This is a genomic window from Bacillus sp. z26 (assembly GCF_058313635.1).
The window spans coordinates 248,176-270,030 of record NZ_JBZFQM010000002.1 but is presented as its reverse complement, the minus strand read 5'-3'; the positions used below and the strand labels follow the sequence as shown (position 1 = coordinate 270,030).

General features: G+C 34.1%; 21 protein-coding genes. 14 read left to right on the top strand and 7 right to left on the bottom strand.

Annotation, left to right across the window (positions count from 1 at the left end):
• The first annotated feature begins 74 nt into the window (after positions 1 to 74).
• The 8 genes from ppc to AC4G3K_RS06495 all read left to right on the top strand — a co-directional run bounded on the left by ppc (position 75) and on the right by AC4G3K_RS06495 (position 9,046).
• Positions 75 to 2,825, top strand: coding sequence for a phosphoenolpyruvate carboxylase (gene ppc, locus AC4G3K_RS06530; RefSeq protein WP_491132862.1), 2,751 nt, complete (start codon positions 75 to 77; stop codon positions 2,823 to 2,825).
• 501 nt (positions 2,826 to 3,326) lie between these two features.
• Positions 3,327 to 3,800 carry a competence protein ComK gene (locus tag AC4G3K_RS06525; RefSeq protein WP_491132861.1) on the top strand — a complete coding sequence of 158 codons (474 nt, stop codon included), beginning with the start codon at positions 3,327 to 3,329 and terminating at the stop codon, positions 3,798 to 3,800.
• A gap of 405 nt (positions 3,801 to 4,205) precedes the next feature.
• Positions 4,206 to 4,454 (top strand): DUF2187 family protein, encoded by a 249-nt coding sequence (locus tag AC4G3K_RS06520; RefSeq protein WP_491076982.1) that lies wholly within the window; start codon positions 4,206 to 4,208, stop codon positions 4,452 to 4,454.
• A 677-nt stretch (positions 4,455 to 5,131) separates the two neighbouring features.
• A complete protein-coding gene (locus tag AC4G3K_RS06515) occupies positions 5,132 to 6,022 on the top strand; it encodes a R2-like ligand-binding oxidase (protein ID WP_491132860.1) in 891 nt (296 codons plus the stop codon).
• A 135-nt stretch (positions 6,023 to 6,157) separates the two neighbouring features.
• The gene (locus AC4G3K_RS06510) at positions 6,158 to 7,336 is read left to right on the top strand and encodes an acyl-CoA dehydrogenase family protein (RefSeq protein ID WP_491076984.1); all 1,179 of its coding nucleotides are present in this window, start codon (positions 6,158 to 6,160) and stop codon (positions 7,334 to 7,336) included.
• A gap of 83 nt (positions 7,337 to 7,419) precedes the next feature.
• Positions 7,420 to 8,184 carry a beta-ketoacyl-ACP reductase gene (locus tag AC4G3K_RS06505; RefSeq protein ID WP_491132859.1) on the top strand — a complete coding sequence of 255 codons (765 nt, stop codon included), beginning with the start codon at positions 7,420 to 7,422 and terminating at the stop codon, positions 8,182 to 8,184.
• Between the two features lie 14 nt (positions 8,185 to 8,198).
• Positions 8,199 to 8,648, top strand: coding sequence for a MaoC family dehydratase N-terminal domain-containing protein (locus AC4G3K_RS06500; protein WP_491132858.1), 450 nt, complete (start codon positions 8,199 to 8,201; stop codon positions 8,646 to 8,648).
• Positions 8,645 to 9,046: a MaoC/PaaZ C-terminal domain-containing protein gene (locus AC4G3K_RS06495; RefSeq protein WP_491132857.1), complete on the top strand. Its 402-nt coding sequence runs from the start codon at positions 8,645 to 8,647 to the stop codon at positions 9,044 to 9,046. The genes AC4G3K_RS06500 and AC4G3K_RS06495 overlap by 4 nt, the downstream gene beginning before the upstream one ends.
• A 43-nt stretch (positions 9,047 to 9,089) precedes the next feature.
• On the opposite strand, the gene AC4G3K_RS06490 is transcribed toward AC4G3K_RS06495, so the two are convergent.
• Entirely contained in the window at positions 9,090 to 9,446 is a 357-nt protein-coding gene (locus AC4G3K_RS06490; RefSeq protein WP_491132856.1) for a helix-turn-helix domain-containing protein, read from the bottom strand.
• Positions 9,447 to 9,685: 239 nt separating this feature from the next.
• Entirely contained in the window at positions 9,686 to 10,273 is a 588-nt protein-coding gene (locus AC4G3K_RS06485) for a hypothetical protein (RefSeq protein WP_491132855.1), read from the bottom strand.
• Between the two features lie 219 nt (positions 10,274 to 10,492).
• Between AC4G3K_RS06485 and AC4G3K_RS06480 the strand changes: the two genes are divergently transcribed.
• Positions 10,493 to 11,014: a type 1 glutamine amidotransferase domain-containing protein gene (locus tag AC4G3K_RS06480; RefSeq protein WP_491076990.1), complete on the top strand. Its 522-nt coding sequence runs from the start codon at positions 10,493 to 10,495 to the stop codon at positions 11,012 to 11,014.
• A gap of 91 nt (positions 11,015 to 11,105) precedes the next feature.
• On the opposite strand, the gene AC4G3K_RS06475 is transcribed toward AC4G3K_RS06480, so the two are convergent.
• The gene (locus tag AC4G3K_RS06475) at positions 11,106 to 11,408 is read right to left on the bottom strand and encodes a hypothetical protein (RefSeq protein WP_491076991.1); all 303 of its coding nucleotides are present in this window, start codon (positions 11,406 to 11,408) and stop codon (positions 11,106 to 11,108) included.
• A 586-nt stretch (positions 11,409 to 11,994) separates the two neighbouring features.
• Here AC4G3K_RS06475 and AC4G3K_RS06470 point away from each other — a divergent pair.
• Complete coding sequence (locus AC4G3K_RS06470) at positions 11,995 to 12,228, top strand: hypothetical protein (protein WP_491076992.1); 234 nt, start codon at positions 11,995 to 11,997, stop codon at positions 12,226 to 12,228.
• Between the two features lie 72 nt (positions 12,229 to 12,300).
• Here the strand turns inward: AC4G3K_RS06470 and AC4G3K_RS06465 are convergent, their stop codons facing one another.
• On the bottom strand, positions 12,301 to 12,807 hold the full coding sequence (locus AC4G3K_RS06465; RefSeq protein WP_491132854.1) for a DUF2628 domain-containing protein: 507 nt from the start codon (positions 12,805 to 12,807) through the stop codon (positions 12,301 to 12,303).
• A 76-nt stretch (positions 12,808 to 12,883) separates the two neighbouring features.
• Positions 12,884 to 13,078 carry a hypothetical protein gene (locus AC4G3K_RS06460; RefSeq protein WP_491076994.1) on the bottom strand — a complete coding sequence of 65 codons (195 nt, stop codon included), beginning with the start codon at positions 13,076 to 13,078 and terminating at the stop codon, positions 12,884 to 12,886.
• A 209-nt stretch (positions 13,079 to 13,287) separates the two neighbouring features.
• On the opposite strand from AC4G3K_RS06460, the gene gnd reads away from it, so the two are divergent.
• A complete protein-coding gene (gene gnd / locus AC4G3K_RS06455; RefSeq protein ID WP_491132853.1) occupies positions 13,288 to 14,184 on the top strand; it encodes a phosphogluconate dehydrogenase (NAD(+)-dependent, decarboxylating) in 897 nt (298 codons plus the stop codon).
• 1,770 nt (positions 14,185 to 15,954) lie between these two features.
• Here gnd and AC4G3K_RS06450 read toward each other — a convergent pair.
• Positions 15,955 to 16,746 (bottom strand): 3D domain-containing protein, encoded by a 792-nt coding sequence (locus AC4G3K_RS06450; protein ID WP_491132852.1) that lies wholly within the window; start codon positions 16,744 to 16,746, stop codon positions 15,955 to 15,957.
• 1,075 nt (positions 16,747 to 17,821) lie between these two features.
• On the opposite strand from AC4G3K_RS06450, the gene AC4G3K_RS06445 reads away from it, so the two are divergent.
• From AC4G3K_RS06445 to AC4G3K_RS06435, 3 genes are all read left to right on the top strand, one after another.
• Positions 17,822 to 18,136, top strand: coding sequence for a hypothetical protein (locus AC4G3K_RS06445; protein ID WP_491132851.1), 315 nt, complete (start codon positions 17,822 to 17,824; stop codon positions 18,134 to 18,136).
• A gap of 205 nt (positions 18,137 to 18,341) precedes the next feature.
• Complete coding sequence (locus tag AC4G3K_RS06440; RefSeq protein WP_491076998.1) at positions 18,342 to 18,827, top strand: DinB family protein; 486 nt, start codon at positions 18,342 to 18,344, stop codon at positions 18,825 to 18,827.
• A gap of 674 nt (positions 18,828 to 19,501) precedes the next feature.
• On the top strand, positions 19,502 to 20,062 hold the full coding sequence (locus AC4G3K_RS06435) for a transglycosylase SLT domain-containing protein (RefSeq protein WP_491132850.1): 561 nt from the start codon (positions 19,502 to 19,504) through the stop codon (positions 20,060 to 20,062).
• A 327-nt stretch (positions 20,063 to 20,389) separates the two neighbouring features.
• Here the strand turns inward: AC4G3K_RS06435 and yfkAB are convergent, their stop codons facing one another.
• Positions 20,390 to 21,517, bottom strand: coding sequence for a radical SAM/CxCxxxxC motif protein YfkAB (yfkAB, locus tag AC4G3K_RS06430; RefSeq protein ID WP_491132849.1), 1,128 nt, complete (start codon positions 21,515 to 21,517; stop codon positions 20,390 to 20,392).
• Positions 21,518 to 21,855 lie beyond the last annotated feature (338 nt).

The window sequence follows — 21,855 nt, the reverse complement described above, 5'->3', positions numbered from 1 at the left end:
GATAGTTATATATAATTAATAGAAATACTCAAAATATTTTTAGTATTTATTGGTAAAGGAGTGAGGGGATTTAAATGGAGACAAAACAGGATATGAATCAGCCATTGCGCAAGGAAGTAAAACTATTGGGCAATATACTGGGTGAGATTCTTATTTATCAAGGCGGTCCAGAGCTTTTTAATACGGTCGAAAGAATTCGTACCATGTGTAAATCTCTTCGATTACATGTGGAAGATGAGACATATTATACATTAAAAAAGGAAATAGAGATGCTTGATCCAGAAATGAGGATGCAAGTAATCAAGGCATTTTCTGTTTATTTCCATTTAATAAATGCAGCGGAACAAAATCATCGAATTCGAAGAAAACGAGATTATCAATTAAACAATTCTGATGAACAACCCGGTTCTATTGAGAATGCCATCCAATCAATGAAAGAAAATAATATTAGTGGAGAAATTATTCAAGATGTCCTTGAACGCATATCTCTTGAATTGATCATTACAGCCCATCCAACTGAGGCAGCTAAACGATCCATTTTGGAGATTCAAAAGAGACTATTAGTTCTTCTGAAAAAACTGAATAATCCAACGTTAACAAAAAATGAATATAAGAATATAGAAGAAGATCTTTATAATGAAATCACCACCTTATGGCATTCCGATGAATTAAGAGACAGAAAGCCGACAGTTATTGATGAGGTTAGAAATGGTCTGTATTATTTTGATAAAATTTTCTTTGATGTTCTACCAGATATACATCAGGAAGTTGAAGATAAATTAACTGAACATTATAACAATGAAACTTGGGAAATACCTAACTTTCTGCGATTCGGTTCCTGGATCGGAGGCGATCGGGATGGGAATCCTTTTGTGACGCCTGATGTCACATGGGAAACACTAACCCGTCACAGAGCGTTAGTTCTTAGAAAATATGAAAAAGCTTTAGTAGATTTAATGAAACAGTTATCTCATTCAACAGCACGGATTAAAGTCAGTGATGAAATAATGGAAACAATAGAATTTGGAGAATCAGCATACATTACAGATGATAAAAAATGGCAGGTTAAAAATGAAGCGTATCGCCGAGTATTGGCCATTATGGTTGAACGTGTACGCATGGTGGCCAATGACCGGAGAGGATACCAAACATCAGAAGAATTGCTGGAGGATTTACTGATGATTAAGAAAAGTATAGATACGCATCATCCAGGAGGGCACCAGTTTAAGCTTCTAAAAAAATTAATTAGGCAAGTACAGCTGTTTGGATTCCATCTTGGAACATTGGATATCCGAAATCATAGTGATGAACATGCAGGAGCCATTAACGAGATACTACAGAAAATAAAGATTACGGAGTGTTATAAAGATTTGCCTGAGTCAGAAAAAGAAAGGCTTCTGGAGAAGTTACTGATGGATCCCAGACCTTTGTTGCTAGAGAATGACGAGTATACAAAGGAAACACAGGAAATCATTAAAGTATTTCGATTAATTAAAAAAGCTCATAAGGAATTTGGTAAAGGATCAATTCGTGTCTATATTGTCAGTATGACACAGTCTCCAAGTGATTTACTGGAAGTCCTATTACTGGCCAAAGAAGCGGGACTATATAAACTTCATGCAGATGGAACAGTCGAAAGTGATTTGAATGTAGCTCCACTACTTGAAACTATTGAGGATTTATCAAATGGTCCAGATATTTTAAAATCCTTATTTGATTTGCCAGTTTATCGACAACACCTCAGAAAGCTGAATAACCAGCAGGAAATTATGCTTGGATATTCAGATGGAAGTAAGGACGGGGGAACGCTGACTGCAAATTGGAAGCTGTATAAAGCGCAAATTGAACTGCATGAACTTGCAAAAGAATATAATATTTCAACAAAATTCTTTCATGGACGTGGTGGTTCACTTGGCCGTGGTGGTGGACCTTTAAGCAGAAGTCTTCTCTCTCAACCGCTTGAAACACTTGGCGATGGTGTGAAAATAACAGAGCAAGGTGAAGTGTTATCATCCCGTTATTTAATTGAGGATATCGCTTACCGCTCATTGGAACAAGCAACTTCTACACTGCTTGAGACAGCTGCAAATGTATCTAAATCATCAGAACAGGGACATTTAAGAGATGAAAGATGGGTTAAAGCCATGGAAGAAATATCGGATATCTCTTATGATAAGTATCAGTCCCTGGTATTTAAGGATGATAGTTTTTTAACGTATTTTAATCAAGCTACTCCTTTAAAAGAAATTGGTAAACTAAATATAGGATCGAGACCAATGGCTCGAAAAAATAGTGATAAATTCGAAAATTTAAGGGCTATTCCGTGGGTATTTGCCTGGACACAAAGCAGGCTATTATTTCCTGCATGGTATGCTACCGGCACAGGCCTTCAAGCATTTTCAACTAAAGAAAAAGGTAATTTGGAGTTATTAAAAGACATGTATCAGGACTGGCCATTCTTTAGATCTACAGTCGATAATTTGCAAATGGCACTAATGAAAGCAGATCTTAAAACAGCGAAAGAATATGCAGATTTGGTAGATAATCCATTGATTGGCGAGAGAATATTTGAGAATATCGTTGAAGAATACAACAAAACAAAAGGAATCTTACTAGAGATAACTGGGGATGAAGAATTACTTGACCATACTCCAAATATTAAAGATTCAGTACGTCTAAGAAATCCCTATGTTGACCCACTGAACTTTATTCAAGTCCATTTAATTAAAGAGTTGAGGACTTTGAAGGAGCCAGATAGCCAATTAATTATTCAAATATTGCATACCATAAACGGTATATCAGCCGGTTTACGCAATACAGGTTGATAGAACTTGAGTAGGAGGATGACAGAACTGTCATCCTCCTTTTGATATTATAATAGGCTATGCAAAACAATTGTTTGAATTTATTGTGAAAGATTTAAAATTTAATTTTACAGGCAGGATTAAGTTGAATTTAACTGTTTTACTAAGGAGAAATTGAAAAAAAGCAATGAATATTAAGAGTTTTTATCTAATTATCGTTTCGGAATATATTATTATAATATAAATTCAAAAGGATGTAAATAAACGGAAATTTCCGTGGTAAGATAGTTGAGGAAATTGCTAAAGGAAAGATTTGGAGATGAATGTTCATTATCATATAATTATTTAAGGATAGGATAAAAATCCTATCTAGATTCCGGAAAGGAGATTACTAGGATATCAGAAATTGGGCCGACAGTCTGGGGGGACCGGGCCCAATAGTCTTTTGCTGGGTATACCAACATATTAGTAGTATACCCATTATTAAATATAAAGCAAATATATTTAAAAAGGGTGGGCTATATGAAAGTGAGAAACAAACCATTTATTGGGAAGGGTACAAAAATGTTAATCCCATTTTACAAGGAGGGTTATTTGTATACCAAATTATATTACCAAAATACGTATTACGTAGTGGAGAAATCACCGCTGAATATTTTAAAAGCCAGTATCATCGGCTATGGCGCAGATTATCAGGGAGCAAAGAAAAGCTCTAAATCCTATTTGGGCGGCAGTTATACTTTACCTTTGCAAATTAGTGGGCAGCATAGCATTTATATGTTTCCTACCCGTTCTTGCAGTGATCCGGAATGTGCTTGGATCGCACTTAACCATTATAAGGGCTGTGATCCAATTGATCATAAACAATGCTATCTGTATCTTTCCAATCAAATAACTATTATTATCGATTGCAAAGCTTCTTTATTAATGAAACGTTATAATAATGCATTAAAATTAAAAGATAAAATAGAAAAATTTACTTCTAATAATCAATAAAGAATCTTGTTATTCAGTACCAATGAACTATTCTTGATACATCGTTAATCTATTATAATAATTTAAAATTGCAGGTAAGTTATATCATTGAAAACAATTAAATGAGTTCAGTAACCCTGAACTCATTTTGATGTCGCTACTTTACGAGTGAAATTCCGCTACTATCTATTAAATATTTTTCTAGATGGTCATGATTTAGTTATATAAGACTGAATATTTAGTTTTTTAAAGAAATAATTAACTCATTTGTCTCTTTTTTTTGAAAACTTAATTGATTCCTAATACTTTTTGTGTTAAATTCTATGTAAATGGTCACAAATTACACTGATATGTCAAAATACATACGGAATAAACTTTTTGAAGTCTTACATTATGTATCTATCATTCTCTTAAGGAGGAAAAGAAATGAATAATATATTACCCAATGAAGTTACTATAGAAGAAAAGGGAAAAGTAGGGGATATCGTTGAATTTGAGCGACGAGGCCTGTCTGTTTTAGGTAAAGTGACAATTGTGCGAGAGTTATCATGCATTGTGGATATAGACGAGGAAGTTGCCAATCATTTTTGTTATGAAACACCTAGAACGGTTGTCCGCCATGAAAATTATAAAGTGATACGATCGTCCATAAAGCCGGCGGCAGTATCCAATTAGTATAATTTAATATATTAGAATTTTTCAATAAATAACATGAATTTACTGTAGAATACACGACGGCACTCAAGAATGGGTGCTTTTATTTGTTTATTCCCTTGCTAACCATACTCTGTAGAACTGCCGGCACTCACATACTGAAATTTCCGTTTAAAAGGCTGTAACTAAAGACCTATTATAAATATTTTTCGGATTTTAGGTAGGAATTTAAAGGTTATGTAAAGAACATACTTAAAGAGGCCGTAAGAAAGCAATATAAATAAAGGTATAAAGTCTAAAAATATCGTAAGTTTCGTCTATCCAACAGGTATGATTTTATATACCGAATTATGAAAACGTTTTCAAATGAAGATAATCAAGGATTTGCAAACAGTTTGCTGGATTTCAAAATCTCAACCAAGTTTTATGTGAAGAATCAAGTTGAATTAGAAGGTTATCTCTCTTTATTGAAACAGCAAGAATAGGTAATTTTTTGGTTTTTGTTCAGCGTCTGTAGTTTACTGTAAAACTTTATGATATATGTTGGCGTTTCTATAGCAGATACAAAATGGATGGATAGGTGTTAAGGCCATCCTCATGGATTGATTAGGAGTGAATATTAAAGACTCCAGAGGTAACAGTAATATGTTAGTGCAGGATTTAAACTCATTATATATGAAGAAAGGAGATTATAAATTATGAGAGAAACCATTACGGCAACTTCGAGAGGACTCTTGGTAGATTCGTTTCCATATCGCTTATATCAAAAAGCAAAAAAGGTTGGCACATGGAACCCTGCAGATATAGATTTTACTAAAGATGCAGTAGATTGGAAACAGACTACACCAGAACAGAGACATAGCATTCTTCGTCTTCTATCACAATTCCAAGCTGGAGAAGAGGCCGTCACACTCGATTTATTGCCCCTTATGATGGCGATTGCGAAGGATGGAAGGATTGAAGAAGAAATGTTCTTGACTACCTTTCTGTTTGAAGAAGCAAAACATACAGAATTTTTTAGAACTGTGTTAGATGCCATTGGTGAAAAAGGAGAGTTAAATCCATTATTAACAGATACGTACAGGCAGGTTTTCCATGTTATTTTGCCAAATGCTATGGATCGATTGCTTACAGATCAATCACCGGAGGCGATAGCAGACGCTTCTACAGTGTATAACATGTTTGTAGAAGGAGTACTTGCTGAAACGGGGTATTTTTCTTTTTATCAATCTTTGGAGAAATCAAATTTAATGCCAGGATTACTAGAAGGTATTGGGAATCTAAAGAGGGATGAATCACGCCATATCGGTTACGGAACATACTTGCTTCAGCGATTGATTTGTGAACATCCGCATATCTATGAGGATGTGGTCATGAAACGGATGGAACAATTAACACCCTTGGCAATAACTATTGTCGAGGAGGGGTTGACAGATGCAGATATAGAGGCATTTGGTACAAACCCTGAAGAGGTAGTTAATTTTGCTATGAAGCAGCTTCAAATCAGAATGGATATTTTATCCCGAGCGAGAGGAAAGAAATTGGAAGACATCTATAAAACATCAGAAAGCGAAGTTGGCATGGTTTAATGAACGCCTTGACTCATGGTTGCCAGACAAGAATCTAGAATCTGTCGTTCTATTAGTATGAAGCAGGTGCAATGAGCCGCACCTGCAAAGTGAACATACCGACTGGTTAGTATTTACTCATTGAGGAGGGGTACTGTGTATTTACGTTTAACGGATGAACAAAAAATGGTTCAAAAAACAATCCGAAGATTTGTCGAAAAAGAATTAATGCCATTGGAACAGGAAGTGTTGCGAAACGAAAGAGAGGGTAAACCAAGTCTTCCTCCGGGTAAGCTAAAGGAACTGCAAGTAAAAGCTAAAGAAGCAGGATTTTGGGGGATTAACACACCGGAAGAGTACGGAGGTGCTGATTTAGGGCAAATGATGATGGCTATTGTCGCCATGGAAGTAGCCAAGACGTTCGTACCCTTTACCTTTGGCGGTTCTGCAGATAATATTTTGTACTATGCCAATGAAAATCAAAAGGAAAAATACTTGATTCCTACGATTAATGGACAAAAAAAGTCATGTTTCGCAATGACGGAACCAGGTGCTGGATCAGATACTCAAAACATAAAAATGACAGCTGTTAAGGATGGATCGGAATGGGTTCTTAATGGTGAAAAAACATTTATTACAGGTGGAAATGAAGCTGATTTTGTAATGGCGATGGCCATCACAGATAAAAATAGGCACATTGAATCGAGAGGACGGGAAGGGGTAACCTGTTTTATCGTGGATCGTACTATGGGATGGCGTTCTGAGTTTATCGCTACGATGGGAGAAGGGGGGCCAGCCGGCCTCGTATTTGAAAATGTTCGGGTCCCTGAAGAAAATATTTTAGGTGAATTGCACAAAGGATATAATCTTGGACTTGAATGGATTGGTTTTGCCAGATGGATTGTTGGAGCACGTGCTGTTGGAGCGGCTGAGAGATTATTGCAAATGGCAATTGATTATGCGAAGGAGCGTATTACATTTGGTAAACCGATTGCTGAGAGGCAAGCCATTCAGTGGCAGATAGCGGATTCAGCAGTAGAGATTGAAGCGGCAAGATGGCTTACATTAAACGCAGCATTTACCTTGGATCAAGGGGAAGATAACCGGCATGTTGCGTCGATTGCTAAATTGTATGGATCTAATATGGGAAACAGAGTAGTCGATCGTGTTTTACAAATCTTTGGAGGGATGGGCTATACGAAAGAATTGCCGATTGAACGCTGGTACCGCGAAGCAAGGCTATGGAGAATATATGATGGTACCGACGAAATTCAGCGAATGATTATCGCACGCAATCTGATAAAAGGGCATGTGAAAATAGGAGATTATAGCTGAAATGATCCCTATAAGAGTATTTTTGCAGAATAAGTAAATGTTTAATTTAACCATATTGAAACGTAAAAGCTGGAGGGGATAAGATGAATGGAAGATTTGAGAATAGGGTTGCCATTATTACGGGAGGAAGCAGGGGAATTGGGAAAGGAATAGCTGAGTATTTGGCATCTCAGGGTGCAAAAGTGGCTATTTTGGATGTGAATAAAGAGGCTTTAAGAGTAACTGAGGATGAATTTAAAAAGAAAGAATATAATGTGTTGACTGGGGTTACAGATGTGACTTCGTCGGAAGAAGTAGAACATGCGGTCAATGAAGTGTTCGAACATTATGGTGCAATTGATATTTTAGTCAATAATGCAGGAGTCATCAGAGATAACCTGATTTTCAAAATGACTGATTCGGACTGGCAAATGGTTATAGATGTTCACCTAAAAGGCTCCTTTAATATGACAAGATCTGTTCAGAAGTATATGGTTCAGCAAAAGTATGGACGTATTGTAAATATCTCATCTACATCAGCTCTGGGCAACAGAGGGCAAGTTAATTACGCAGCAGCAAAAGCCGGATTGCAGGGGTTCACTAAAACATTGGCCATTGAGCTGGGCCGTTATGGAATAACAGCTAATTCAGTTGCTCCCGGTTTTATAGAAACGGATATGACAAGGGAAACGGCCGCACGGATTGGTATATCCTTTGAACAATTAATTGAGGCAAGTGTCTCAATGATCCCTGCGGGCAGAAGTGGAAAGCCGGAAGATATCGCGAATGCTGTAGCATTTTTTGCAGATGAACAATCCTCGTTTATAAACGGGCAGGTTTTATATGTGGCAGGAGGTCCAAAAAATTAAGTGAGGTGAAAGATTTGTTTATCCAAGCGATTGGAAAAAGCTCTAATCGAGTATTAAATATCGTTGACCGAGAACGCGTCAAACAATTTGCCAATGCGATTGACGATGAGCATCCCATATATATTGATAGTGAGACGGGCAAAAAATCCCGATATGGAGAGAATATAGCGCCACCGACATATCCAAGAGTTTTCGATTATGGAAAAGTAGATGATCTGGAATTACCAACAAAAGGATTGATTCATGGAGAACAAATCTATCATTATGAGAGACCCTTATTAATTGGTGAGGAAGTTTATTGTTATACAAAAGTAAAAGACTACAAGGAGCGAACAGGAAGTAACGGTAAAATGGGTATCATGCGTATAGAAAATAATGGTGAGGATAAAGAGGGTCATATGATATTCACTTCGACAATCGTCATCATTATTAACGAAGCAGTACAAAAGGAGTTGAAAAGATGACTTGTTTGCTTGATTTACAGACGGGTGATGAATTGAAGGAAGTTGTATTAGATCCAGTTTCCAAGGAGATGCTGGTTGCTTATGCAAATGCCTCAGGTGATCAGAATCCCATTCATCAAGATGAAGAGCAGGCAAAAAGACTAGGTCTTCCTGGTATTATAGCGCACGGAATGTGGACAATGGGAAATCTGTCCAAACTATTTACACCCTTTTATGAAGAAGGATTTATAAGAGACTTTACGATTCGTTTTCGAGATATGGTATTTTTAGGAGATATAATAAGGTTAACTGCGAAACTTGATACAAAGGTAGAGAGTGAACTGGATTTTAGCGTTTCTGCCATTAATCAATATGGTCATGAAGTATTGAAGGGGAAAGTTATCTTTACTTTATATTAATATATAAAAATACAGGCAGCTTTTTAGCTGCCTGTATAAGTGACTATCGATAAAAAAGACCTAACGAGATATCCAGAAGACGTTGTTTTTCATCCTCAGTTAAGGTTCTGCCATATAAGATGATCTCATTTTCATGCATGAATTGATGTAAGTCATAGGACCCTTGTAACTGTGTTAATTCATGAATTTTTCGCTCATCAGAATTACCCAATAAATAATCGACAGAAACATCAAAGTAATGGGCAAGTTCCAATATTCCGTCAATACTGGGTTCACGTGTTTCGCGTTCATATGATCCCAATGTTGATTGTGCAACCCCTATAATAGCTCCTAGTTCTTCCTGTGATAAACGCTTCTCTTTACGCAACTCTTTTAACCTGCCTCCAAAAGAAGATTTCATGGTTGCTCCCACCTTTTACGAAACGTATTGTATATATATATTATAGGACAAAAGTTTCGAATGAGCGAGTAAAAAGGTGTAAAATAACTCATTATAACACATTTTATATTAAACGCTTATAATTTGAATTTTTTGAAAAGAAATTCAGCTATAATATGTACAAAATCAATTAGATTCTATTTTATAATGATAGTATTTTTTATTTAAGAATACAAAGTGAAGAATTACAACAACATAGTTTAGTTATTTACTTCATAAACTTTACCTGTTTTTAAATTAACTCTATACCATCCCCAGGTAGCAGAATGCTGGCTTTCTTCCTCATCAACCACTACTTCATAAACCTGTATAGTCAAGTTTTCATGATCAGACACGTTTCCTATTACTTCAAAATGAACATTTACTTCATTGGAATAGCCAATATAATTTTTTACCAGATTAATAGCCGTATCTTGAGGAGATGAGATATCAGAAGGTTCCTGATGCTCTTCGTATACTTCATCGGACGTAAGCTGGGTTGTATTCCCCTCGGCCATATTCGTTGCATCAGAGGGGTAGTTTGTTTTATCTGTGGTATTTATATCCGCAACCCCATCAATTGAGGAAGATTCCTCCATGTTATATTGTTCAATTTCTTTATGCAAAGTTATAATTTCTCTTTCCAATTGTTTATTGTTTTCTTTAGCCAATTTAATTTCATTATTTAATTGTTCGAGTTCTGTAGCAGCTTTAGAATTCTCAGAAATATATTGAAAAGAAATCCATGAGCCAAACATACAAACTAAAATAAATACATACACTATTTTCTTTTTATTTAATCTCCTCATAACAAACTCCTTTTAATGATATTTTAATATAATTTTACAAATAAATAAGCAGTACGTATAGGGATAATTTAGAATATTCTGCTATACTGATACTATTATTTATAAAATCTAGCTATAAAATATTGAAAATAAACAGTATTATTCTAAAAGCTTTTAAGCTTAAAGCATAGTTTTATAAAGATAGGGAATAATATAAAAGCGAGAGAGGAAGTGACATTAATGAGATTAAAAGATAAGAAGATTCTTAGTTTTGTACATCATGAATTTGAGGACCTCGAATTGTGGTACCCAATTCATCGGCTGCGTGAAGAAGGTGCAGTTGTTCATCTGGCAGGTGAACAGGCAGGAGTCAGCTATAAAGGAAAATATGGAGTACCCGCAGAAAGTGATTATAGTTTTGATGAAGTTAGCGCGGAGGATTATGATGCTGTTTTAGTACCTGGTGGCTGGGCTCCAGATAAACTTCGTCGTTTTCCGGAGGTTTTAGCGTTTATTCAAAAGATGGATGAACAGCAAAAACCGATTGGACAAATATGCCATGCAGGCTGGGTATTAATATCCGCGAATATTTTAAAGGGACGCAAGGTAACAAGCACGCCTGGAATACGAGATGATATGGTAAATGCAGGGGCTACTTGGTATGATGAACCAGTCATCGTTGATGGACATATTATTTCAAGTCGACGCCCGCCTGATTTACCGCCTTATATGCGTGAATTTATTAAGGTCCTTGAGAACTAAATAAAGAAGCCAGTGTTTAAAATGAAAACACTGGCTTCTTTATTTTTTATGTAATGGATTGTTATATGTCTGTTAATCCTCAAAAAAACGATTAAGACGGTACAGATACTCTCAATTGTCTAATCACGTTATTAATGTATTTTCTATTTTTATAGATAAATAGCTTCAATTGATCCCCTAGTAGCGGCAACTCATCTATATCGCTATATAACTCGCCTTTCCCATGAGCAGTCCATCTATTCTCTTTATCATAAAACATTAAGGTCCAGTGGCCACCCCTTTTATGATCTTCAAAGATAAAGTAAAACTTATTACCAACTTCATCATAAGAAGAGATAGATTTAAAATCAGCCAGGAATTGATCGATATCTTTTTTATACACAATGACCTTCAAACTAGTTCCCTCCTAATTTATTCTTTCTACTCTTAGCATGAGCTTTTTTATAAGAAACATCTGCGTTGGATGTTCTATAAGATTCAATTATATAATTTTATCTGAATTTTCACCATAGGCAGGTTTGCGTAATATATGGATAATTACTTTTTTCTCAGTAGATAGCTTCAAAACGTTCACCCAATTTTGCGTAATTTAGGTAAGAATATGAAAGTGTAATTTTATAATATTTATAAATAGTCAAGTACAACTGAATGGTGAATACGATAAAATTACTGCATTAAGCTCCCTTTTATATGGATATAACCCTAGTATATCTATGCTAGCTCGCTATCTAAATGGGAATTCTCCTATTACCGACCATAGAAAATTGCAGAATGCTAATGTGTAATAATAAAGGGTTGTCTGAGCAGTAGTTAGCGGCTTTCAGATAATCGTTTTTATTGTATATTATGCTATATTCGTATTAGTCGAAAAGTGGAATGTATATTCATACTGAGATTTTAAATTGTAAACCCATGCCGTTGCAAGAATTTATGGTAACATTTTTAATTTAATAATAGAAAGAAGCATAGAAGGAGATTATATGAAACTTTTTAAATTTATCAGTTCTTCATTTGTCATTGTATTTGCCTATTTTATTATTATAAAAGATAGTGTTTGGCTATATCCTTACTTACATATCTCCATTGGAGCTATGTTTTTGGTCACGTGTATAAATCATATCCTGTTAAAAAATAAGGGATTGGCTATATTAAATGCCGTAATGTCGATTATCTTTTTCCTCATAGCGAGCTCAAGATTCATCCTTTTTCAGTAAGAGAAATATATATTCTTTTTTCATTGCTTCATCTATCATTTTTTTGTGGATAACAACTAAGGATTTTGTGCCTTAGTTGTTATCTTTATTTTTGTTTAAGAGATATTCTAAAATAGAGTTTATATCATCGATAAAAATGTAAGTATGAATAAGTACAAAATAAATGAGTAAAGGGATAATAAGCTTCCAACTGGTCCTGCCTTTTCTGATTAGTAAGGGTTCCATTTCCTTATCATCCAGATGCGAATATTTCAGCCTTAGTTGTTTAATATGTTTTTTTGTCCCAGCCATATACAAAAGATTGCCGCTTTTACCTATAAACAGGTGCATTAATAGTGCAAATACAAGCCAATAAAATAAATGATTTCGAAACAGAACAGAAACCAAAATATCGATAAGAATAAAAATACTGACAGACACATATCTTTTTCGGTATGCCAGCCAAAACATCCCAAAGACTAATCCTGAAATATTCCATGTTCTGATTCTATGATTTTCAGTTAAAAAGGATTGATAATTCTCACCAATATATATTTTTAAATCCTGATTGTTATGGTGAGAATTAATTGAATTACGCATAAGTTACCTCGTTTTTTATTATAAGAATCGGATGATACATCTATATCCAATTAGAATAGCAATTGATGTACTCTTTTTATACTTTTCCGGAACCATTGCAATCCGGACAGCTTTTTATAGCGGGATATAATCTGATTGCACGTTTAAAAGCCTCGTCATAGGAAAAATGGCTAACTTCAATAAGGCGAATCAATTCGCGATCCAAATGTTCATATTGTTCATGTTGTTCATCTATTATTTTTCCATCAAAGCACTCTGTACAAATTTTCACTTAAATCTCTCCCTCAATATGATCTGTATATTAAAAATTTTAACCAATTTCTGTCTATAAGGCAAAGATTCAATTAATTTGTTTAGCCTCCATTAACCTTTTGTAAGATCATGTCTCCATCTATTTGGAAAGAAGTTCGAGATTTCATGTTTATTTCTTTCTAAGAAAGGGATGTAAATAAGAAAGAAATTTGGTAAGGGGATGATTTGATGAAGGTAGGGTTAATCGGTCTTGGTAAGATGGGGATGAATATAGCAAAAAATTTAATAGATCATCAAATTACTGTTCATGCATATGATGTGAATTCAATTGCAGTAGAGAGTATACAAAAATATGGTGCGATTGGCAGCAAAGATATGGTGGAATTAGTGAATAGTTTAGAACAGCCGAGAGTGATATGGCTCATGGTTCCACATAATATGGTGGATCCTATCATTGAAAATCTCTATCCTCATTTAAGTGCTGGGGATATTTTGGTTGATGGTGGGAATTCAAATTATAAGGAGTCAGTACGGCGAAACTATGATTTAAAAGAATCTGGAATTTGCTTTATGGATGTAGGCACGTCTGGAGGTATGGATGGAGCAAGAAATGGAGCCTGTTATATGGTTGGTGGTGAAGAGAAAGCCTGGAAAATAATTGAGCCATTAATTGCTGCAACTTCAGTACCGAATGGGTATTTATATGCAGGTAATTCGGGAAGCGGGCATTTTTTGAAAATGGTTCATAACGGAATTGAGTATGGTATGATGGCAGCGATTGGAGAAGGTTTTGAAATCCTTGAAAAGAGTGAATTTAACTTCAATTATGAACAGGTAGCGAGAGTTTGGAATAATGGATCGGTTATACGCTCTTGGTTAATGGAATTATCGGAGCAAGCTTTTGCTAAAGATGCAAGATTAGATGATATTAAGGGAATTATGCATTCATCGGGAGAAGGGAAATGGGCCTTGGAAACGGCGTTGGATCTGCAAGCTGTGACACCAGTTATGGCACTTTCTCTAATAATGCGTTATCGTTCCCAAGATAATGACACTTTTAATGGTAAGGTTGTAGCAGCTTTAAGAAATGAATTTGGCGGTCATAAGGTAGAAAAAAGTGAATAAAGGTTAATGTTTACGGAATCATAAAATGGTTGGCATGCTCAAAATTTAATCATGCTTTTTTGTTTTGTCTTGAAAATCAACAAAAGTAATTTCAGTGAGTGTATCTTCACCTATCGGGACTATGCTACCCTGCGACCAAAATGGAAGAGAAATGATGAATTTATATTCATTATCAAAAAAATATATAGCAATCAGTTCACTACAGTGAAGTATTCTTTAATAATAATAGTGTAAAATTTTATAGGTAGTTGGTGTGTGAAGTTGATGAAAATGAATATTGGTCTTAAACCTATATATCAGCAAATTGCTCAATGGCACGAGAAGGAGGTATTAAATAGTCATTTTACAGAGAATTAATAAGTGTTCCCACAGGATCAGGATCAATTAGCATAACTATTTAGTATAAACCTTGATAATGCTGCTAAAGATATTCACTTAATTTACGAGGAGAATGCCCATGGTATGCTTAAATAATCAACTATCATAACCTTACATGGTTACACGTGTTTGCTTGCTAAACAGGTGCATAGTCCTTATTTCTGTAAAGAATCGCGTTCCAAATCAGCTATCCAATAATTTAGTCTCTGATAGGAGGAATCACCACCATTACGGCAGAATTTACATCCCAAGTGAATACTTATGATAAATATAACTGTCTGCCTAATCTATTAGTTTACTGGACTATATAACCAGTATCTGTATGGAAGGTTTTTAGTCAGTGCCCTTGGTTATTTAACGGAGTCTTAAGGGTAATTACATAAATTATTTATTTTGTTTATCGATTCTTTATCTATCGGCATAACTTTGTATAGTTCATCAAAACTAACTCTTGTCCGAAAAGGGTATTTTGATGTATAGCAAATGAACCAACACTATTGGTTTTACCAATTAAAATCATGGTAAATATATCGATTCTTTCTGTTGTTTCAGCTTGCATTTATTATAGACTGAAGGGTAAATAATGAGATCTATCGGATGTTTGTCCTCAATATAATTGTTTATTCCTATTTTATTAGACTAACTTTTTTAAGGTAATTTCACTTGTTGGATTTTATTGGGGTACTTTTCTCTATTAGCTTTGGCTATGATTTACTATGCAATGCTTTCCTCACCATAGTAAAAACCAGCATGTGGAAGGAAATTTATTTACAGAACAGAAGGCAGGTGTGTAGGAATAAATACCTTAATGATTTATTCACCCTCAACATACATTTACCTACTCAGAAGACACGCTGAACTGGATATGCTATCGCCCGTGATTCACTTTATGGAAATTTGAAGATGATTGAATAGTAAAAACAGAAGATTGTTGTGTAATATCCCTTCACAAATAAACATATTGAGCTATCCAAGTTCAAAGATTACAAGCCTTTAGACATGCGAATTATAAAGAATTAACTATTACTAAAGCAACCTTCAGATCATAAAATGATTAGTCAAAATGAGGATAACAAAATAATTTTAATCATAAAAGTAATATGAAAGCTGAAAATGATGCTGATTTGGGAGAATCATCTATATAAAAATCCCCAAACATATAACACTTAAAGCAATATGAGGATCAGGTGGTATATATAAACTCAAGGTATTTAATTTTTATATGTTCATCAGGTATCTGGGTGAATTAGGAATGAATGTTTAACTGGATGGTATTGAAAAAGCAGGAGAAATATCAGGTTATAAAACAGAATATATAAAAAACACCTTCGAGAACTGGATGTAAACTCGGAAGGTGTCGTTTAAGCTAAATGTTGTTAGTTTAAGATTTTGTTAGTTTAATATTTGAACGTTAACTTGTTTACGTCCCCAATTAAGAGCAGCATCTTGAGAAGGGATGAAAACATCAATTTTGTTCCCTTTAATTGCACCACCTGTATCAGAAGCAGTAGCATATCCATAACCTTCAACATAAACTTTTGTACCTAATGGAATAACACTTGGGTCAACAGCGATAACTTTAGCATTTGGATTCGCATTTAAATCGACTCCAGTGGCTGTTACGCCGGAACAACCATTACAATCAGCTGTATAAGCTGTAGCTGAAACTGAAATTGTTTTTCCTGCTTGTTGTCCAGTGGACTCTGCAGTGTTAGTAGTTGTTTCAGTTTTAGTTGTTGTTTTAGTAGTGGTAGTTGACTCGGTTGATGTCTTTGTGCTTTGATTAACAACTTTATTATGATTTTGAGCTGGTTGTCCTTCGCCAGACAATTTAAGTACTTGCCCTGGTTGGATAATAGAAGATGTTAAGTTATTCCAACTTTTCAGTTGATTAATAGAAATTTTATTTTTAAAAGATATCTTCCATAGACTATCACCTTGTTTAACCGTATAAGATTTTGTAATAGCTTCTTCCTTCACGGTCAATCTTGTATTCTCAATAATGACATCTGATTTTAATTTATTAAGTTCTTTAATATGATCAACAGTAGTGTCGTATTTATTTGAGAGTCCCCATAGTGTATCACCTTTTTGGACAGTGATTTCTTGAGCAGAAGTTTTGGCTCCGCCTATAGCAACGGTGATGGAAGCTACCGCTACGAATGATAACAAAGTTTTCTTCATGTAGTTTATTCCTCCTAAAATTGTTTGTTTTGAGCTAACAGTGACAATCTTATCAGGTTTACATGAAAGAAGTAATAACGGGGAGATGATAAATTCATTACTGATATAACGTAATTATGTCAAAAACATGTCTAATTAATTGAAAATTCAGATAATTAAAGGCAAAAAAACTAAACAAAGCGTGGTATTCATATACTTTCCTAGTAAATTATAAAATATGGATTTTGTCATAATTGTCATAAAAAAATCCATATATTTGAAAAAATGGAATATAATGAAAATATAAATCTTTTAAAAAAACTAAGTATTAATAGTATAAGAACTTATATTTGGAAAACATAGGTAAAAAAGTAGGTGGAATTACTATAAGAAAGAAATAAACATGCATTTTAAAGTCAGGATGAATAAAAGATTTAAAAGGTATAATCCATATATTCAATTTTTATAGGTTTCCTGTATTATATGATCGTATTTTAAATATTAAAGTAGTTAAAGTTCGAGACTATTTACTTTGTACTGGTTTTACTTATTTTATTATAACCTAAATTATGACATAGTTCTAAGGTTTTTTTAAAAAGTTATAGGATTAGACTTAATTCGGCAAAAACTTTGCTTATAATTTTGAATAAATACATTTATATAGAAGAAACACGATTTTGTGAATAGGTATTTGTATAAAAAAGGAGAGAATTCGTAGTCCTTATATGAAGATAAGACTCGCTATGTTTTATTCAATGAGTATTAAAGTAGCTGGCTCTAAATATGGAAGAATGATAAAGATGTACTTGAATATTAAAAATTCCCCTGTATTTAAAAGGTGTTGATGAATTAGTGATACTTGATCAAAATTTAAAAAAATGGAATTCTTGAATGGGGAAAACCCGTTTTTAAACACATATTAGTTAGACATTCTTATTTTTACCGTATAGAAGGAAGGGATATCAATAGAACCTACTATTCACAATCAAGAATGAATAGTAGTTGCCAGATCAAATAAAGAGAAGAGATATGATAGAAGAAAATCATTAAAACCTGTAGAATATTTGGTTTTTTTGATATAAAATATAGTTAATATATGGAAATAGTGGTGATTTGTGTGGTGTTTATATTAGCTCTATTTTTTGTGAGTTTTGGTTTTTTATTTTTTGTAAAATTTAAGCAGGGTCAGAACTCTACAATTATCCTTAGAATGAATGAAAGATATTCAAATGCAAATGAATATGTAATGGCTATTAAATATGAGCTGGAGAAACAGGGGAAAGAGGTTTTATATTTTGGCAATGGTCTTTTTTTAATTGATGGAATGAAGTATAAGATAGAAGAACGTAAGAAAGTAACAAATGAAGAATCCCTGCAGCTTACTATACTCAAGGCCCTAAAATCATCCTGATTTGAGACATCCATTCCCTAATTGGATGTTTTTTTAATTTAAATGAGTTTCCTTTTTTAACAGAAAAAGAAGTACATATATAGTCGATGACTATAAATTAAAAGGATCAAGTAAAAGTAAGCCTCACAAATGGTCACAAAGTAGGAAGGAAAATTACTTGAAATACCCGAATTAAATGATTAGACCATATTAAGGAGGGATAAGGATGTTAAAAAGGCATGAAGTACTACTCAATCAATTGACTGATTTTAGACATGAATTGTTGGTAGAAGTAGAAACCATTAACGAAGAGGAAGCGGATATTATACCTGAGGGATTTAGGAATAATATACGGTGGAATCTAGGTCATATATATTTGGAACAATATCAATGGATCCAACAATTAACGAAAGAGCCCATTATGATACCCGAACATTTCAAAGAATGGTTTGGATATGGTACTAGTCCTGAAGATTGGGCAGAAGGAATCCCAATCCCATCTTTAGATTATGTAAAACGTCTGCTCGCTGTACAGCCTTTTATGATCCGAGATTTATATGGTGAAAGACTGGAAGAAGAATTTGCTGTTACGGAAGCAGGAATGTATACGGTAGAACAAGTCCTTGTACGAACTATTTTTCATGAAGGTATCCATCTTGGGAATATCATTACATTAAAAAAGCTTGTTACAATTCAAGAGGTATTAAGTTAAATTATTTAATCCTTAAGGAAGACAAGTAAAAGAAAGCTGAATGATACCCCATTTTAATTACATAAAAAGATATGAATAAAGTCATTCTTCTGTAATTCTTTGTTTTCCTCATTAAAATATCACCTCTACTTCTTTCCCTTTGCTGTTTTTTTGTCTATCAGAATAATACCTGTAATGTGAATAATTTGATAATGGAAAAATAGAAAAAAAGTTGAATGGAAATGAATCCACTCAACTTTTTTTATTTTTATTCTCGTTATACATTTTATTGTTGTGCTTTGCTGTAAACAATTATAGCCCGAACGGTATGATGAGTTATTTTACGTGTTTAAACAGCCTATAAAAATTACGATAAAACGTCCTTTTATTTGATAGCCTCTTCTTTCAATTAAGATATCTGAAGGTTATTCAAACACTTGAAAGGCAAGACTTTTAAACTAGGTAAATAAGAGCGTAATGATTAATTTTATTCGAATATTTTACATGCAATTTCAATCTAATAGGGTTTTTCATTTAGAATGGCATACTTTTGTTACAAAAACATTACTTTAGATACAAGAGGTTTACATTAGCATTATAATCTGATGAATTCATATATTTATGTTTAATAGTTTTGATATAGTACAAGAGTACCAAAAATTAATACAAAAAGTTGCTAATGAAAAGGAGTTTATATGATTAAATTACAACCTAAACTATTTGGGAAAATTGCTATCAGTTTTATATTCATTTTTGCTTTAATCGCTAGTACGACAATACCGGGTCAAAAAGCTGAAGCAGCAAGTAGCAGTTTAGCTGGATTTAAGTATTCAAAAAAAGTTCCTTTACCAAAAGCTCAACAACAATATCTGTATAAAATGACTAAACAAAGAGGTTTGAATTATAGAGAAACTCTGGCAGTAATGCTGCATGAAAGCAATATGAAAGTAAAAGCAAAAGGCGGAAGTAATTATGGATATTTCCAAATTAATAAAGTTAACCATAAAAATTTAGCTAAAATTACAAAAACAAAGAACCTACCTTATGATCCATATGTAAATATTAATTGGGGTACATATATGCTATCCGATTTACAAAAGAAATATAAGAAAAAAGGTTATAAAGGTACGTCATTGAAAGAAGCTACCTTGAGTGCCTATAATAAAGGCGAAGGTGGTTTTAAGAAATACGGCAAAGCCAAAGCTTATATTAAAAAGCATAATCAATGTCTTTCTAAAGTAAATAAATGGTTTTAATTATTAACAGCGTTCGCCTAGCGAATGCTGTTTTTTTATGGGCCCGACATGGGTGTAATATCTAAGGTAAAAGTTCCAATCCCCGAAGATGAAAGTTTGGTTAGCTTGATTCCAGGGGGTCCGTAGTGACGCGGAAGCTGATGTTGCTACGGCAAACTTTCGGATTGAGTAACATAAACTTTATAGAAGACTAGGTATCATTGGATGAGTTACGAAACAATCCTACCTTGCAAGGGGGAAGAAGAATTAAATCGAGATTAATAGTACACAATAGAGGCGGTTGGTAAGTCTATTCATCTCTCACCAGACAGCCTCAATCAATGTATCTTATAAATTGGTTTTATTCAATTTAAAATTCATTATTGGATAATAAGCGTTTTTAACCAATACATTTGGACCTAAACATTTTACAGATGGGCAATGACAGTTTAATGAATCAGCCAGACTTGTTTCCATCCAAGCATTATAGGCTTCTTGTAATGGTTGTTCCTTAATATTTCCGAGTGGTGGGGTATTGTCAAAATCTGTTACGATAACATCACCGCTGAATATGTTTACATTTAGACGAGATCGGCCATCAGGGTCGTTACGTACAGTGACGCTCTTACTTGAATACAATCTTTGTAACAGTTCTAGATCATCCTTATTTTGACTGCATGGGTAAAATGGCAGTGTTCCGAAGAGCATCCATATATCTTGATTACGGATATCAAGTAAATGGTGGATTGCTTGCCTCATTTCATCTAATGAAAGTGTTTCTAAAGTGGATGCAAATGAACTTGGATACATAGGGTGAATCTCGTGTCTTTGACATCCCATTTCTTCCGCTATTTGTTTGTGTATGCTTCCTAAATGGGGCAGTGTTCGTTTATTTAACATGGTTTCAGCAGAGACAAGTACACCGGCTTTTGTCAATGCTTGAGAATTCGTAATGATTCTATCAAATAGAGCTTGGCGTTGTGGTCGAGTTGGTTTTCTTTCCATCATGGCAAATCCGCCATCAATAAAATCATCGATGGTTCCCCAATTATGCGAAATATGCAATACGTCCAAAAAGGGAATAATTAATTCATACCTTTCAAGAGGAAGAGTTAAATTAGAATTGATTTGAGTACGTACACCGCGTGAGTGTGCATATTTTAATAATGGTTCAACATAATATTCGACACTCTTTTTGGAGAGCATAGGTTCACCACCGGTTATGCTGATGGAACGTAAATGAGGGATTTCATCCAGACGTTGAATTAATAGTTCCAAAGGCAGAGCCTGCGGATCCTTCGGTTGAAGGGTGTAGCCGACGGCACAATGCTCGCAACGCATATTACAAAGGGTTGTAGTAGTGAACTCAATATTAGAAAGGGTTAGCTTTCCATATTGCTCTACATCCATATAGGTTTCCCATGGGTCATATTCCGGGCTTATTGGTGGGTGTGTTTTTGTGTTTTTCGTGATCATCCTATTTCTCCTCATAAAAATTCATATCCCATATTATGGTCATCACTTCCATAGTATGTCAACATTCTCATCGTTAAGAGTGATAACAGTTCATGCTGCCATAGTGTAAATATCACAGAGAACGTCAGTTTGTGTAGTTGAAACAGTCAAAAATCAGGTCTGATGATTAATACAGGTATATCTTTTTGTTTTCTACAAAAGAAAATTAGTAAAGACAATGAACATTTACTCTATATTTTATGCGTTCAAGGTATTTTATATGGTGAAAATAGGACTCTAAAGAAAGATAAAGAATAATTAATAATAATAATGTGTGAGTGGGTAAAATTAGGAAGCTG

Bases quoted from the DNA above. Each gene is read 5' to 3' on its own strand.
- ppc (WP_491132862.1), top strand. From the start codon at position 75: ATGGAGACAAAACAGGATATGAATCAGCCATTGCGCAAGGAAGTAAAA.
- AC4G3K_RS06525 (WP_491132861.1), top strand. From the start codon at position 3,327: ATGAAAGTGAGAAACAAACCATTTATTGGGAAGGGTACAAAAATGTTA.
- AC4G3K_RS06520 (WP_491076982.1), top strand. From the start codon at position 4,206: ATGAATAATATATTACCCAATGAAGTTACTATAGAAGAAAAGGGAAAA.
- AC4G3K_RS06515 (WP_491132860.1), top strand. From the start codon at position 5,132: ATGAGAGAAACCATTACGGCAACTTCGAGAGGACTCTTGGTAGATTCG.
- AC4G3K_RS06505 (WP_491132859.1), top strand. From the start codon at position 7,420: ATGAATGGAAGATTTGAGAATAGGGTTGCCATTATTACGGGAGGAAGC.
- AC4G3K_RS06495 (WP_491132857.1), top strand. From the start codon at position 8,645: ATGACTTGTTTGCTTGATTTACAGACGGGTGATGAATTGAAGGAAGTT.
- AC4G3K_RS06490 (WP_491132856.1), bottom strand. From the start codon at position 9,446: ATGAAATCTTCTTTTGGAGGCAGGTTAAAAGAGTTGCGTAAAGAGAAG.
- AC4G3K_RS06485 (WP_491132855.1), bottom strand. From the start codon at position 10,273: ATGAGGAGATTAAATAAAAAGAAAATAGTGTATGTATTTATTTTAGTT.
- AC4G3K_RS06480 (WP_491076990.1), top strand. From the start codon at position 10,493: ATGAGATTAAAAGATAAGAAGATTCTTAGTTTTGTACATCATGAATTT.
- AC4G3K_RS06470 (WP_491076992.1), top strand. From the start codon at position 11,995: ATGAAACTTTTTAAATTTATCAGTTCTTCATTTGTCATTGTATTTGCC.
- AC4G3K_RS06465 (WP_491132854.1), bottom strand. From the start codon at position 12,807: ATGCGTAATTCAATTAATTCTCACCATAACAATCAGGATTTAAAAATA.
- gnd (WP_491132853.1), top strand. From the start codon at position 13,288: ATGAAGGTAGGGTTAATCGGTCTTGGTAAGATGGGGATGAATATAGCA.
- AC4G3K_RS06450 (WP_491132852.1), bottom strand. From the start codon at position 16,746: ATGAAGAAAACTTTGTTATCATTCGTAGCGGTAGCTTCCATCACCGTT.
- AC4G3K_RS06445 (WP_491132851.1), top strand. From the start codon at position 17,822: ATGGAAATAGTGGTGATTTGTGTGGTGTTTATATTAGCTCTATTTTTT.
- AC4G3K_RS06440 (WP_491076998.1), top strand. From the start codon at position 18,342: ATGTTAAAAAGGCATGAAGTACTACTCAATCAATTGACTGATTTTAGA.
- AC4G3K_RS06435 (WP_491132850.1), top strand. From the start codon at position 19,502: ATGATTAAATTACAACCTAAACTATTTGGGAAAATTGCTATCAGTTTT.
- yfkAB (WP_491132849.1), bottom strand. From the start codon at position 21,517: ATGATCACGAAAAACACAAAAACACACCCACCAATAAGCCCGGAATAT.